10 protein-coding genes and 1 pseudogene are annotated in these 15,190 nt (G+C 60.8%); 3 read left to right on the top strand and 8 right to left on the bottom strand.

Annotated features, from left to right (window positions below; genetic code table 11):
- Positions 1-114: 114 nt before the first annotated feature.
- Together ACIOWA_RS10710 and ACIOWA_RS10715 are read right to left on the bottom strand one after the other, a co-directional pair.
- On the bottom strand, positions 115-684 hold the full coding sequence (locus tag ACIOWA_RS10710) for a lipocalin family protein (protein ID WP_221733125.1): 570 nt from the start codon (positions 682-684) through the stop codon (positions 115-117).
- A 30-nt stretch (positions 685-714) separates the two neighbouring features.
- Entirely contained in the window at positions 715-969 is a 255-nt protein-coding gene (locus ACIOWA_RS10715; RefSeq protein ID WP_042557222.1) for a lipoprotein, read from the bottom strand.
- A gap of 282 nt (positions 970-1,251) precedes the next feature.
- Between ACIOWA_RS10715 and ACIOWA_RS10720 the strand changes: the two are divergent.
- Together ACIOWA_RS10720 and ACIOWA_RS10725 are read left to right on the top strand one after the other, a co-directional pair.
- Positions 1,252-2,286, top strand: a pseudogene (locus ACIOWA_RS10720) (sensor histidine kinase); the annotation flags it as partial.
- Between the two features lie 93 nt (positions 2,287-2,379).
- A complete protein-coding gene (locus tag ACIOWA_RS10725) occupies positions 2,380-3,144 on the top strand; it encodes a methyl-accepting chemotaxis protein (protein ID WP_401139223.1) in 765 nt (254 codons plus the stop codon).
- 100 nt (positions 3,145-3,244) lie between these two features.
- Here ACIOWA_RS10725 and ACIOWA_RS10730 read toward each other — a convergent pair whose 3' ends face one another.
- The 5 genes from ACIOWA_RS10730 to ACIOWA_RS10750 form a co-directional block, all read right to left on the bottom strand.
- Positions 3,245-3,847, bottom strand: coding sequence for a DUF924 family protein (locus ACIOWA_RS10730; RefSeq protein ID WP_339432986.1), 603 nt, complete (start codon positions 3,845-3,847; stop codon positions 3,245-3,247).
- 3 nt (positions 3,848-3,850) lie between these two features.
- Positions 3,851-4,861, bottom strand: a complete 1,011-nt coding sequence (locus ACIOWA_RS10735; RefSeq protein WP_187678860.1) for a class 1 fructose-bisphosphatase — start codon at positions 4,859-4,861, stop codon at positions 3,851-3,853.
- Between the two features lie 308 nt (positions 4,862-5,169).
- Positions 5,170-6,534 (bottom strand): DUF3999 domain-containing protein, encoded by a 1,365-nt coding sequence (locus ACIOWA_RS10740; protein ID WP_401159719.1) that lies wholly within the window; start codon positions 6,532-6,534, stop codon positions 5,170-5,172.
- Positions 6,531-10,115, bottom strand: coding sequence for a DUF2339 domain-containing protein (locus ACIOWA_RS10745; RefSeq protein ID WP_401159721.1), 3,585 nt, complete (start codon positions 10,113-10,115; stop codon positions 6,531-6,533). Before ACIOWA_RS10745 ends, ACIOWA_RS10740 begins: the two co-directional genes overlap by 4 nt.
- A gap of 254 nt (positions 10,116-10,369) precedes the next feature.
- Complete coding sequence (locus ACIOWA_RS10750; RefSeq protein ID WP_401159723.1) at positions 10,370-12,820, bottom strand: glycogen/starch/alpha-glucan phosphorylase; 2,451 nt, start codon at positions 12,818-12,820, stop codon at positions 10,370-10,372.
- Between the two features lie 258 nt (positions 12,821-13,078).
- Here ACIOWA_RS10750 and ACIOWA_RS10755 point away from each other — a divergent pair, with 258 nt between their 5' ends.
- The gene (locus tag ACIOWA_RS10755; RefSeq protein WP_339432990.1) at positions 13,079-13,516 is read left to right on the top strand and encodes a YkgJ family cysteine cluster protein; all 438 of its coding nucleotides are present in this window, start codon (positions 13,079-13,081) and stop codon (positions 13,514-13,516) included.
- Between the two features lie 217 nt (positions 13,517-13,733).
- Here the strand turns inward: ACIOWA_RS10755 and ACIOWA_RS10760 are convergent.
- Positions 13,734-15,190, bottom strand: a 1,457-nt coding sequence (locus ACIOWA_RS10760; protein ID WP_401159726.1) for an EF-Tu/IF-2/RF-3 family GTPase, incomplete at its 5' end; no start/stop codon positions are given.

The following is a 15,190-nucleotide window of genomic DNA, read 5'->3' on the forward strand; positions in this document are numbered from 1 at the left end:
AAAAAATGTGGGAGCGGGCTTGCTCGCGAAAGCGGTGTATCGGTCAACACTTGCGTCGACTGACACGCCCTCTTCGCGAGCAAGCCCGCTCCCACATTTGATAGGCGGTGCTGGTTAATTCGACGTCTTGGCCATCTGCCGATCCGTGGTGCGCCAGATCAGTCGAGTGGTGTCGTAACCCTGCTGCCGCGCCTTGCTCAGCAGATCCTCACGCACCACGCCGTTGACAGTCGGCGTACGCGACAACAACCACATGTACTTGCGACTCGGGTCGCCGACGATGGCGGTCTTGTAGTCATCGCTGACGTACAACACCCAGTATTCACCCTTCGCCACACCCGGTATCAACCGTGAGAACCAGGTGTCGAACTCGACCCACAGCTTGTCGGTCTTGCCCGGAACCTGCGGATAAGCCGTACCCTTGACCTCTTGCCACTCCCAGTCTTTTGTCAGGCAGCGGTTGAACACCCCCATGTTGCCGTCGGGCTGAAGGGTGTAGCGAGCTTCAGATTGCGCGCAATGGCGCTGGAAATACATCGGCAAGCGCGCCAGTTCATACCAGGTGCCTTGGTAACGCTTGAGATTGACGCTGTTGACGGTTTTCGGCGCCAAAGGGTCCACGCCGGACGTGGCGCAGCCGGCCAGTACCAGGCCGGCAAAAAGGATTAGCAATAACCGCTTCATTCTTCTTCTCCGTGGGCGCGAAGCCCCGGTTTACTTCAGGCCTTGGCCGGAAAACATCAGCACTTTGTCACCGGCGTACTGCACGCTGATAAAGCTGTTCTTGTCGCCCCAGGTGCAACTGGACATGCCGAGCGCGCCCGAGCAATCGGTGGGTTTGCCGAGCAAGGTTTCAACCTCGGCCTTGGCCATGCCGGCCGAAAGCTTGGCATAGTTTTCCTGATTGACCTTGCTGCATGCGGCCAACAGCACGCAAAACGACAGCAGGGCGATAGATCGCAGCGACATGGTGTAACTCCTGGAGCGAGGGGGGGATGGCAGGGTGCCAACCAGAAGCTTAGAAGAGAAAACCCTCTTCTGGTTCCCTTCCAAGTTGGCTATTTATATGGCCACTCGTCCGGCATTTACCGGAAAATCAGGCACTTCGTGCGGCTATTGAGCATTTCGTCACCTTTCATCAAAGCCGCCTAATCTTTGGCGCGCAGCGGTCGAAACAAGAGCAGCGCAAAGCCCCCAGATGTGGCAAATTGCCGCCCTTTCTTGACCAGCCCCTTCGCGGTAGTTCATTCGATGACCAGAAACCTGAAATTCAGCCACAAAATCTTGTTGGCTGCCGCCCTTGTGGTGGCCGTTGCGTTCGCCTGTTTCATCTTTTTCAATGACTACCGACAACGCGAAGCCCTGAACAGCAGCACCGAAGCCTCGATGCAGGAACTGGGCAGCCTGACCACCAGCAACATCCAGACCTGGCTGGAAAGCCGCATCCAATTGCTGCAATCGCTGGCCCAGCAAGTTGTCGCCGACGGCAACGCGCCCGCCAGCCTGAAACGCATCATCGACCTGCCCGCCTACACCGGTAACTTCCAGCTCAGCTACTTCGGCGGCGCGGATGGCGTGATGTTCTCGGTACCGGCCGGCAACCGCGCACCGGATTACGACCCGCGCGCCCGTGGCTGGTACAAAGCGGCCGACAGTGCGCAGCAAACCATCGTCACCGAACCGTACATCGCCGCCTCGTCGGGCAAACTGGTCATCACTGTTGCCACCCCGGTGCAGCGCCAGGGCCAGATGATTGGCGTCGCCGGTGCCGATATCGATCTGAGCAGCGTCAGCGCAATCATCAACTCGCTGAACTTCGGCGGCCATGGTCACGCATTTATCGTCAGCGCCGATGGCAAAATCCTGATCCACCCGGACAGCAAACTGGTGCTCAAGACCCTCGCCGAGGCCTATCCGAACGGTGCGCCAAACGTCAGCCCCGGTTTGAAGGAAGTCGAGTTCGGCGGCAAGACGCAGTTGATCTCCTTCACCCGCGTCAATGGCGTGCCATCGGCTGACTGGTACGTGGCGCTGGTGCTGGATAAAGACACCGCGTTCGCGATGCTCAGCGAATTCCGCACCTCGGCGCTGATTGCCATGGTCATCGCCGTGGTGATCATCATCGCCCTGCTCGGCATGCTGATCCGCGTGCTGATGCAACCACTGCTGACCATGGGCCGCGCGATGCACGACATCGCAGAAGGCGAAGGCGACCTGACCAAACGTCTGATGATCCACGGCAACGATGAGTTCGGCGCGCTGGGCACATCGTTCAACCGGTTCGTCGAACGTATCCACACCTCGATCCGCGAAGTGGCCTCCGCGACCGGCCAGGTCAACGAAGTCGCCCTGCGCGTGGTCGCCGCGTCGAACTCGTCAATGTACAACTCCGATCAGCAAGCGAGCCGTACCAACAGCGTCGCCGCCGCGATCAACCAACTCGGAGCCGCCGCCCAGGAAATCGCCCAGAATGCCGCCCTCGCCTCGCAGCACTCCAGCGACGCGCGCAGCCTGGCCGTCGACGGTCAGCAGGTGGTGGATAAAACCATCCACGCCATGCAGCAGTTGTCGGCGAAGATCAGCGACTCCTGCGGCAACATCGAAACCCTGAACAGCAACACGGTGAACATCGGCCAGATTCTGGAAGTGATCACCAGCATTTCGCAGCAGACCAACTTGCTCGCGCTCAACGCCGCCATCGAAGCGGCCCGTGCGGGTGAGGCTGGGCGTGGTTTCGCTGTGGTCGCGGATGAAGTGCGCAACCTCGCACACCGCACCCAGGATTCGGCGCAGCAAGTGCAGGGCATGATCGAGGAGCTGCAAGTCGGCGCCCGTCAGGCCGTCAACATCATGACCGAGAGCCAGCGTGAGAGCGAAAGCAGCGTCGGCATCGCCAACCAGGCCGGCGAACGCCTTGGCAGCGTCACCCAGCGCATCGGCGAGATCGACGGGATGAACCAGTCGGTGGCGACTGCGACTGAAGAGCAGACGGCAGTGGTCGAGTCGATCAACGTCGACATCAACGAGATCAACACGCTGAATCAGGAAGGTGTGGAGAACTTGCAGGCGACGTTGCGGGCGTGCTCGGATCTGGAGCAGCAAGCGGCGCGTCTCAAACAATTGGTGGGTAGCTTCAGGATCTAAGGTGCTGCCACTGGCCCCTTCGCGAGCAAGCCCCACATTGGAATGCATTTCAGTGTGGGAGCGGGCTTGCTCGCGAAAGCAGCATCAGCCGCACTGAGATCTAAAATCTGGAACCCGGCCCGCAAAGAAACGCCAACTCCTCAGCCGTAGACTCGCGCCCCAACACCGCATTGCGATGCGGAAACCGCCCAAACCTTGCAATCACTTTCTGATGCCGCTCGGCATAATCCAGATTGTCGGCAAACACCGCACGCTCTGCCTCCGGCTGCTCAGCCACCAGACCGATAAACCGCGAAACCGCTTCGTTCTGCACCGCAAGGTTTTCGCAGTGTTCGAACACCAGATAGATGAATACCCGTTGAATCGGCTTCAGTTGCCGGTCGAAATCCGCAGCAATGCCTTGCGCGACAAGTTGCTGCGCGCGCAGATCGCCAGCGAATGCTTTGGGAGAATCGCGAAAGATCATTCGCGGCAGTTGATCGAGCAACAGCACCACCGCCAGCCAACCTTCGGGACATTGCGTCCACTCGGTCAGTTCGCCCGCCAGGGCCTGATCGACAAAGACCCCGAACCGCTCACGCGCTTCGAGGTCCTGGCTGTCTTTCTTGCCGAACCACAGCTTGCCCTTGTCAGCCGAAACCTCGTCCGGTGATTCGGCGTGACCGAACCACCAATCGAGCAACGGTTGCCAAGGCGCGTTCATGGCTTAAGCCTTGTGGTAGGCCGTGGCGCGTGCGACTTCTTCTTTCGAACCGAGGAACACAGCAACACGCTGGTGCAGGCCTTCTGGCTGAATGTCGAGGATACGCTGGTGGCCGTCGGTGGACGCGCCGCCCGCTTGTTCCACCAGGAACGACATCGGGTTGGCTTCGTACATCAGACGCAATTTGCCCGGCTTGGACGGCTCGCGGCTGTCGCGCGGGTACATGAACAGACCGCCACGGGTCAGGATGCGGTGCACGTCGGCAACCATCGCCGCGACCCAACGCATGTTGTAGTTCTTTTTCAGTGGACCTTCTTCGCCGGCCAGCAACTCGTCGACGTAGCGCTGCACCGGAGCTTCCCAGTGACGCTGGTTGGACATGTTGATGGCGAACTCCTGGGTGGACTCAGGAATGGTGATGTCTTCGTGAGTCAGCACGAAGCTGCCCATTTCGCGGTCCAGGGTGAAGCCTTTGACGCCGTCGCCCAGGGTCAGTACCAGCATGGTCTGCGGCCCGTAGATCGCGTAACCGGCAGCGACCTGCTCGGTGCCTGGCTGCAGGAAAGCTTTTTCGTTCAGCGCTTCGTTCTGGCTCAGGTATTCGTTCGGGCAACGCAATACCGAGAAGATGGTGCCGACCGGGGCGTTGATGTCGATGTTCGACGAGCCGTCCAGTGGGTCGAATACCAGAAGGTACGCGCCTTTCGGGTATTTGCCCGGGATCTGGTAGGCGTTGTCCATTTCTTCGGACGCCATGCCGGCCAGGTGACCGCCCCACTCGTTGGCTTCGAGCAGAATCTCGTTGGAGATCACGTCGAGTTTCTTCTGCACTTCGCCTTGGACGTTTTCAGTGCCCATGCTGCCCAGCACACCACCCAGGGCGCCTTTGGACACGGCGTGGCTGATTTCCTTACAGGCACGCGCCACCACTTCGATCAGGAAGCGCAGATCGGCAGGAGTGTTGTTGCTGCGGGTCTGCTCAATCAAATAGCGACTCAAGGTAACGCGGGACATGGACGGCTCCGGTGGAATGGTGGGCTGAAAACCCGCGCAGTTTACAGGGAGTCTGAAAACGTAGCGAGCAAAGACGCCCGGTAACGTGCGTTGGGGTGCAATTGCATCTATCAGACGTGATCGGGCCCGGAGAGTTCAGGCACCGGATTTAGCGTAGTTGGAAACGGGATGGATGGTAGCCCGGTTTTTTTTCGACCGATTGGCCGTCTTCGCGAGCAAGGGATCTCCCTTGAATACAGACTTGTGTCCACTGAAGATCAACTGTGGGAGCGGACTTGCTCGCGCATGGCGCGCAGCGCCAGCCATTCTCAGGACTTGGCGGGAGGTTTACGCAGCAGACTCGCCGCCATCACTCCAAGGAACACCACACTCAACAACAACACCGCCCACAGCCCCAACTTCTTCCAGTTGGTTTCAACAACTGCCGTAGTGGCTGTTGTCGAGGCGGGCGTGTTGATGGCTTGGCCCTGCACCGTCGCCTTACCCAACGTCGCCAGTTTCTGCGGTTTGAAATCGGGAATCAGCGTAGCCAGCGGCAGGTTCGCCGTTTTCACCGTCGGATTGCCCAGCGCCAGGCTGTACGGCCCTGCGCCACGCGCCAGAAAGACCACCTGCGTCGCCCGCACTGCGTATTTCAAGCTCGGCGCCTGCTCTCCCAAGCCGCCGCCGCGCTCATCTACGGTCAGTTTCAACTGCTGAACGGGCTGCCCGTAAAGCGACATTTCGTTCTGCACCACGTCCTGATCATTCTGCGTCAGGCGATACAGCAAGCCACTGCTCAACGTCCGCCACGGCAGACTACTCTCGCGCCGCCCCGCCAACGTCACCGGTGCCAGGCTGTTCGGCTCTTTGAGTTCAACCTGCACCCGTTCGACGTTCAGCCCCATCGGCAACTGCCAGGTGTATTCCCCGGCCTTGGTGCTGCTGCCGGCCAGGTCCTGCGACCAGACCAACGGCAGCGGCAAATTGCGCGGGTCGCTGCTTTTCACTTGCGCCAACGTCAGGTTCGGCGCCGAGTTCGGTGAATCCCACAGCAAGCGCACATAACGCGCCGACTGCCCCGGCAGCGTCACTTCATGCTGCTCGATACGCTCGTCGGAAAAGGTCAGCCGTGCGACCTGCCCCTCGCCCCAGGCCTGCCAATGCTGCAAGTCATCACTGGCCTCAATGCTGAAGCGCTGAAAGCCGTCGCGCTCGCTGGTCCAGTCGAGAATCAATTGCTGCAACGGCGCCTTGATCGCACTCGCGTCGAGCAACCACCCGCGCAGCACTTCTTCGCCCGCCTCCAATTGGCTGGACGGCTGCACCTCGACCAGCGTGCCGTTGGTGGTCGATTGCACGCGCACGTTCGGTGCGCGCTCCGAGGCGTCGGCGGCGTTGTACAGCGGGAACCACTTCACGTCATGCAACTGCCCGTCGTCGCGGGTCTGCGCCGATTCGCGGGCCAAGGCGTAAGCCTGCGGTTCGCCGGCGGCGTTGAATACGCGCAGATCGCTGAGATCGGTCTGGCGCGCCTGCAATTGCACATTCAGCGGCAGTTCGAGGCGATACCACGGGCCGTTGCCACTGACGGTCAGCGGCACCTGCGTGGCGAAGTCCGCCGGTTTTTCCTGGGCGCCAGCCGTCATCACCACGCCCAACGCCAACCAACCCAGATTCAGCATACGACTCAAGATGAAACTCCTTCGGTGTCCGGGGCCGGTTTGTCCGCCACCGGGTCAGCTTCGGTGCGTTTGGGCGGCAGCGGCGCGAAGTAGCCGACCACCAGCAGCAACACGCCAACGCCGATAAACGAGACGATCCGGGCGAGGCCGCCACGGTTGCTCAATTCGACAAAAATCAGTTTGGCCACCACCAGCGCAATCAGCGCCGCGCCGATCAGCCACACTTCGCGGCGATGACGCAGATGCCCGCCGATCATCAGTCCCAGCGCCATCAGCGTCCAGACAATGGACAACCCGGCCTGCACCAGCATCGACGCCAGCAACTGATCGAGTTCGAAGGGGATCCCGGCCCAATGATGTGCGGCGCGAGTCACCAACGCGGTGCAGAAGGCGAACAGCGAAACTCCGGCGATCAGTTGCGTGGCGTAATCGGCGTAGTCCTGTCGGATCGACAACTGCGACACCGTGCTGCGCGACCAGACATAAACGCCGAACAGCGCAAACAGCAGGCCCAGTTCCAGCGGGTTGAGCAGCGGCACGTAAGGCAGCGGTTCGGCGTTGCCATCGCTGATCCCGTTGGCCAGCCAGAACCAGCCGAGCATCAACACCGCCAACGGTGCAGCGGCGTACAAGCGGTACTGGCGGGCAAACGCGGCGACGGGCCAAGGCCAATTGCGCGGTGCGGCCGCCAGCAACAGATACAGGCTCGGCAAAATCGCCCAGCCCAACCAACGCCAAGCGTTGTATTGCTCGGACAACAGCAGCAAGCCGTAGCGCAGTTCCAGCGCCAGCACGCCGATCAATAGCCAGCAGCCGAGCACATGCGCAGTGCTCAAGGCCCGCGCCGGCAGCATCGGCGCCAAGCGCCGCAAGCTGAGGAAATGCACCGCGAACACCACAGCCCACGCCAGCCAGCCGACGTCTGCCGCCGGGTGATAACGCGAATGCCAAGCCATGAGCAAAACCAGCCCGGCGGCCGGCATCAACAAGGTGCACAGCAAACCCAGCGCCGGCCATTTCAAGCGCAGTGACAGCAGCGCCCACAATGCCACACTCAGTGCCGCGACCAGCAACAGCAGAGAGTCTTCAAGATTCACTGGCGCAAAGCCCAGCACTTCATTGACCCACGCGAACGTCCACCAACCGGCGCCCCACACCAGCAACACCTCGGACAAACGCTGCAAACTCAACACATCAAACGCCGACGCGTGATGACCCAGTTGCAGGCGCCAAGCGCCGATCATCGCGGCCAGGCTCAGCACCAACGGCGTCCAGAATCCGCCGTGCGCCAACGGCTTGTAACCTTCACTGGCCAACGGCCCAAGCCACTCGGAACCGGCGAGCAAAAACGCCGCGCCGCCGATCACCTGCAACAGCAGACCGAAAACAAAACTCACCCGCTGCTTGAGGTACAGGCTCAGCCAGATGATCAGCAAACCGCTGGCGGCCCACACCGCACTCGCGGTCTGCCACGGCAGGACAAACAGCACCGCCAGATTGATCAGCACCAGACCGGCCAGCAACACCACCGACAAGCCGCGCAGCAGACGCACATCGGCGCGCACCATCTCATCGCGAGCGGCCAGCAACATGCCGGCGATCAGGGCCAGTCCGATCAAGGAGGCACTGAGCAAACCCCTCCAGCCGGCGCTGAAAACCGCGGCCGAATCTACGCCCCCGCCTTGCAAGCGCAGCAGGAACAACGCGCCGCCCAGCAGTTGCACGGCAAACGCCGTGAACAGGAACGTGCGCGATTGCAGGCGCAGACCGACGAACAACGTCGCCAGACCGGCCAGCGCCCAACTGATCGCCGTGCCCTGGATGAAGAAGTACAGCGGCGCCAGCAGGTAAAGGCACGTCAGGCCCAGGCACGCCAGCACCGGCAGACCTTGGCGCTCCCAAGGCGAGGCCTGTTCCGGCGTGGCTTTGCGCAGTTGATAGAAGCTGAACAACAACGCGACGCCGAGCATCAGCGCACCTAACGGTGCCCCATCGAGCAGACTGCTCTCGCCGATGCGCAACTGACTGAGGAACGCCAGCGCCGACCCCAGTTGCAACAGCAAAGCAAAGGCCCGGGCGAAGGGGCGATGCTGACGCAAGCCGAGCCAGAAAATCCCCGCGCCCTCCACCGCCCACGCCGCAGACGTCCAACGTGCATCGAGCCCGAGCGGAATCGCCAGACTGGCAAAAATCACCCCCAGCGCCAGACAGGTTTCGCCCAGCAGCACGGCACGCCCGCCCATCAACACTTTGGCCAGGCCCATGTAGATCATGCCCAGTGCGAGGGCGCTGAATGCCGCCGCGAACTCCAGATGCTGCACCAGCGCAAACTGCAAACCAAAGCCGACAATCGGCGGGCCGAACAGCATCGTCCCATCGACGTAGTCACCCTTGCGCGCCGACCAGTGCAGCAGCGCCTCACGGTCGCCGTCTGCCGGAGCATCAGGCATGTCGAGTAGTTTTCGGCGGGCGAACAACAAGCCAATGGCCAGGTACATCAGGAAGAACAGAATCAGAAACGGCTCGGTGCTCCACAAAAGCTGCGGCGCATAAGAACGCAGCCCCCAGGCGAAACCGATGCCAAAGGTGCCAACGAAGCCAATCAGGTTGAGCAGGCGCCAGGCCTTGAACCAGGCGATGGCGAGGATGCCGGCGTTGAGCAGCGCGAAATAACTGAACAGCGCGACATGGTTGCCAGCGCCGGTCGAAGTCAGAATCGGTGCAGCGAAACCGCCGAGCGCGGCGACACACGCCAGCGCCAGGGCGTCCTGGGTAATCGCCAGAATCGCCGAGAACACCGTGACCGCCACCAGCAAGCCCAGCGCGGCCGACGGCTCCAGCAACGGATGCAGGCGCATCGCCGCAAACACTGTCAGGTACAACACCGCGATGCCGGTGCCTTGCAGCATCAACGCATAACTGCTGTTGCGGTGCCGCAGCCACCAGCCCAGCGCCAGCAAGCCCAGTGCCGCGGCAGCGACCCCGGCGTAACGCAGTTCGATCGGCACCACCATGCCTTCGGTGGCATAGCGCAGCAGAAACGCCAGGCCGAAGAACAACAGCACCACGCCAACGCGCAGCACGGTGTTGCCACCGAACAGCCAGTTGCGTGCCGCGCTGATGCCACGCTCGATCAAGTTCGGGCCACGGGGCTCGGCGGGTTGTTGAGGTTCGGTGGTCACGGCTTCGAGGCGCCAGACGTCGTCCGGCAGCGGTTGGCTGGTTTCCTCGGCAGCGGCGGAGATCGGTTCGAGTTCGGGCGGCAGTTCCCAAACCAGTTCGGACGCCGGCGCCTGTTCAACGATTTTTGCGGGTTCGACGACAGGTTCACTGGCCGGTGCCGCACTCGACGGCGGTGCGGCTTGCACGGGCGCGCCTTCGAGCAGAAACAGCCGCTGCTCGACCGCCTGCAAGGCGACCTTTGCCTGTTCAAGTTGACGCTGTTGTTCGGCGGCCTGTGTGCTGATCCGGGCGATGCGCAGCGTTTGCCCACTCGCAAGTCCCAGCAGAGCACCCAACAGCGCCGTGCTGAACGACTCGTCAAGCAGCCAGCCGAGCACCAGCCCGATCAACATGAACATCCATTGCATGGTCGATATCCCTAAGCGGCCCCGTAAAGGGGCAATCCCGGCAGTTGCTTCAGTCTAGGCACAATCTAACGGTGGGAGCGGGCTTGCTCGCGAAGGCGTCGTCAGTCGATATTAAAATTGACTGATGCACCGCTTTCGCGAGCAAGCCCGCTCCCACCGGGGTCTTGTGGTGACTGATACATCCGGTAACCGGCGCTCAGTATATCGATGCCGCCCAACAAACGTTGGGCCTTACGCACATTTGTTGCGCAAAGTTACTCCAGCGCTTTCCAGATATCCGTGGCGTACTCGCGAATCGTCCGGTCGGAGGAGAACCAGCCCATCTGCGCCGTGTTGAGCACCGCCGAACGCCACCATTTATTGCTGTCGTGCCAAAGCTCTTCAACGCGCTTCTGCGCCTCCCAGTAGGAGTCGAAGTCGGCGCAGACCAGGAACCGGTCGTAATCGACCAGCGAGTCGATCAGCCCTGTATAACGCGAGGTGTCGTCCGGCGAGAACACGCCGCTGCGGATCGCTTGCAGCACATCGTTGAGGCGATGGGACGCGGCGATGTCCGGCGCAGCGCTGAACTCGTGGTTCTGTTTACGCGCTTCGACCTGCTGGGCGCTGAGGCCGAAGATGAACATGTGCTCGGCGCCAATACGCTCGCACATCTCCACGTTGGCGCCGTCCAGCGTACCGATGGTCAGGGCACCGTTGAGGCCGAACTTCATGTTGCTGGTGCCTGAAGCCTCGAAACCGGCGGTGGATATCTGCTCGGACAAGTCCGCCGCCGGAATAATGCTCTCCGCCAGACTGACGTTGTAATTGGGCAGGAACACCACTTTCAGCAAGCCACGCACGGTCGGGTCGTTGTTCACCACCCGGGCGATGTCGTTGGTCAGTTTGATGATCAGCTTGGCCTGGTGATAACTGGCCGCCGCTTTACCGGCGAAAATTTTCACTCGCGGCACCCAGTCGATTTCAGGCTCGGCGCGGATCGCCTGATACAACGCCACGGTGTGCATCAGGTTAAGCAACTGGCGTTTGTATTCGTGGATCCGTTTGACCTGCACATCGAACATCGCCGCCGGGTTGACCGCGATCCCCAGCCGTTCGTGAATCAGATAAGCCAAGGCCTTTTTGCTGTGCAAACGCTGCTCGGCGAAGGCTTTGCGAAAGGCCGGTTTTTCTGCGAACGGTTCGAGGTCGAGCAGGCGTTCTTCCGGCTTGTCCAAAATATCCGGGCCAAGCGCATCGACCAGCATCGAGGTCAATTCGGCGTTGGCCTGGAACAGCCAGCGGCGGAAGGTGATGCCGTTGGTTTTGTTGTTGATCCGCTCCGGGTAGAGCTTGTGCAATTCGGCAAACACGGTTTTGCGCATCAGTTGCGTGTGCAGCCCTGACACGCCGTTGACGCTATGCGAACCGAGGAACGCGAGGTTGCCCATGCGCACCCGGCGGCCGTTGTCCTCTTCGATCAGCGACACCGCACGCAGTACGTCGAAGTCGTGAATACCCTTGGCCCGCAATGAATCGATGTGCTGGGCATTGATCAGGTAAATGATCTGCATGTGCCGCGGCAGCATGCGCTCCATCAAACCCACCGGCCAGGTTTCCAGCGCTTCGGGCAGCAAGGTGTGGTTGGTATACGACAGCGTGTCCACGGTGACCTGCCACGCCGCATCCCACGCCACGTCGTAGACGTCGACCAGTTGGCGCATCAGTTCGGCGACGGCAATTGACGGGTGGGTGTCGTTGAGCTGAATGGCGGCGTGATCACCCAGGGTCAACACCGAGGTGTGCATGTTGCGATGACGACGGAGCAAGTCCTGCAAAGATGCGGCGACGAAGAAATATTCCTGGCGCAGACGCAGTTCTTGCCCCGCTTCGGTGCTGTCCGCCGGGTAGAGCACGCGGGAGATGCTTTCGGCACGAGCCACCTCGGCCACGGCGCCCAAGTGGTCACCGGCGTTGAAACGTTCCAGGTGCAGATCTTCCATGGCCCGAGCCCGCCACAGGCGCAAGGTGTTGACGCTTGCCCCGCGCCAGCCGACGACCGGCGTGTCATAGGCAATCGCCCGAACGGTTTCGGCCGGCGACCAGACTTGCCGGGGCTTACCGCTGGCATCGGTGACGGTCTCAACGCTGCCACCAAAACCGATGGCGTAGACGACTTCCGGCCGCTCGAACTCCCACGGGTTACCGAAATCCAGCCAGTGTTCGGTCTGTTCCTGCTGCCAGCCGTCGACGATGGCCTGACGGAACAAGCCGTGTTCATAGCGAATACCGTAGCCATGGCCGGCGATGCCGAGGGTGGACATGCTTTCCATGAAGCACGCAGCCAATCGTCCGAGACCGCCATTGCCCAGCGCTGCGTCAGGCTCCAGCAGGCGAATGCGTTCCAGATCGACACCCAGTTCGGTCAGCGCCTCTCGGGCAACGTCGAGCAGACCGAGGTTGCTCAGGCTGTCGTAGAGCAAGCGGCCGATGAGGAATTCCAGCGAGAGGTAATACACCCGCTTCTGGCCTTTGCGGTAGATCTGCCGGGTGTGATCCATCCAGTGCTCGACCATGTGATCGCGCGCCGCCAGGGCAATGGCTTCGAACCAGTCATGGTCAAAGGCGTGATCGGGGTCTTTGCCCACCGCGTAGGTGAGTTTGGTCAGGACGGCGTCGCGGAATGCGGCCACCTCTGCTTCGCGAACTAATGGTTCTTGAGTCATCGATACGACCTCGGGCGAGCGGGGAATTGTCTGAGCCTAGACGGTCTGACCGACGGTAGCGGCTCTGGTTCGGCGGTATTTCCCGGGACTGTGAGATAGCCCGGCAATCGCTTGGCATCTCCCCCAATGAATGCAGGGGCCGTGCCGACTTGTCCGGTCAAATGGCGGCCTATAGAAAAAAACTGGCGAAAGGTTGTTCAAAAATTCACCCGTCCCGGTATGATCGCGCGCCCTGATGCATACGCCTGGTAACTCCCGATGATGAAGCCCAACCTGATTGCCGCCGCCGAGATCGATCGTCTCGATACGTGGGCCAAATACTCGGCCCCGATGTGCGGCTCTTGTGTCTCCAGCTGCTGCACGCTGCCGGTCGAGGTGAAGATCAAGGATCTGGTGCGCATCGGCGTGGTCGACGAGTTCGAGTTGGGCGATCCGCCGAAAAACATCGCCAAGCGCCTGCAAAAGGAAGGACTGGTCGAGCGCTTCAATCAGAAGTCGGGGATCTTCACCCTGCAGCGCATGAGCAACAACGATTGCTACTACCTGGATCGTAAGTCGCGCCTGTGCACCATTTATGACAAGCGCCCGGACACCTGCCGCAATCACCCCAGGATTGGGCCGCGACCGGGGTATTGCGCGTACAAGCCGAAGGAAGTGGTGCGCGAGCAGAATTTCCGCGCGATCGAGAAGTTTTGATCGTTACTGAGATTTTCGGCGGCTGATCGGCCGCCCTCGCGAGCTAGCCCGCTCCCACAGTAGATTCTCGGTGAACACAAATCTTGTGTACGCCATGGTTCCCTGTGGGAGCGGGCTTGCTCGCGAAGAGGCCGACAAAAACACCGAATCCCCCCCCAGACAAACAAAAACGCCCCCGGTCTCGCGACCGGGGGCGTTTTTTCAAGCGCGGGCTAAATTACGCCTTGGCTTTCTTGGCAGCGCGGGTACGCTCGCTTTCGTCCAGGATCTTCTTGCGAAGACGGATGGACTTAGGCGTGACTTCGCACAGCTCGTCTTCCTGGATGTATTCCAGAGCCTGTTCCAGGGTGAAGCGAACAGGTGGGACCAGAGCGATGGTTTCGTCTTTACCCGAAGCACGCATGTTGTCGAGCTTCTTGCCTTTGGTTGGGTTCACACCCAGGTCGTTGTCACGGCTGTTCTGACCAACGATCTGACCGTTGTAGATCTCCTGGCCGTGTTCTACGAACAGCTTGCCGCGAGCCTGCAGGGTTTCCAGCGAGTAGGTCAGTGCCTTACCGGTTTCAACCGACACCAGAACGCCGTTCTGACGGCCGGACATGTGGCCCGACTTGACGGTGTCGTAGCGGTCGAAGATCGAGGTCAGGATGCCAGCACCGTTGGTCAGGGTCAGGAACTGGTTACGGAAACCGATCAGACCGCGAGCAGGGATGTTGTATTCCAGACGAACACGGCCTTTACCATCCGGCACCATGTTGGTCAGGTCGCCTTTACGCAGACCCATCTCTTCCATGACCTTGCCCTGCGAATCTTCAGGGATGTCGATGGTCACGTTTTCGAACGGTTCTTGTTTCACGCCGTTCACTTCACGAATGATCACTTCCGGACGGCCCAGAGCCATTTCGAAGCCTTCGCGACGCATGGTTTCGATCAGTACCGAGAGGTGCAGCTCACCACGACCGGAAACCTTGAACTTGTCAGCGGTGTCGCCTTCTTCAACGCGCAGTGCAACGTTGTACAGCAGCTCTTTGTCCAGACGCTCCTTGATGTTACGGGAGGTCACGAACTTGCCTTCTTTACCGCAGAATGGCGAGTCGTTTACCTGGAACGTCATGGAAACGGTTGGCTCGTCAACGGTCAGCGGCTTCATCGCTTCAACAGTCAGCGGGTCGCACAGTGTGTCAGAGATGAACAGCTCGTCGAAGCCGCTGATGCAGACGATGTCGCCGGCCGCTGCTTCTTCAACGTCAATGCGGTGCAGACCGTGGTGACCCATCAGCTTCAGGATACGGCCTTTGCGTTCTTTGCCGTCGGCGTCGATAGCGACAACCGGGGTGTTCGGCTTGACGCGACCACGAGCGATACGGCCAACACCGATAACACCCAGGAAGCTGTTGTAGTCCAGAGCGGAGATCTGCATCTGGAACGGACCGTCACGGTCAACGGCCGGAGGCGGAACGTGGTCGACGACCGCTTGGTACAGCGGGGTCATGTCTTCAGCCATGGCGGTGTGATCCAGACCGGCGATGCCGTTCAGGGCCGAGGCGTAAACAACCTGGAAGTCCAGTTGTTCTTCGGTCGCACCGAGGTTGTCGAACAGGTCGAAGATCTGGTCCAGAACCCAGTCCGGACGCGCGCCTGGACGGTCAACCTTGTTGATGACCACGATTGGAC

This window comes from Pseudomonas sp. NPDC087614, assembly GCF_044743485.1.
GTDB lineage: Bacteria > Pseudomonadota > Gammaproteobacteria > Pseudomonadales > Pseudomonadaceae > Aquipseudomonas > Aquipseudomonas baetica_A.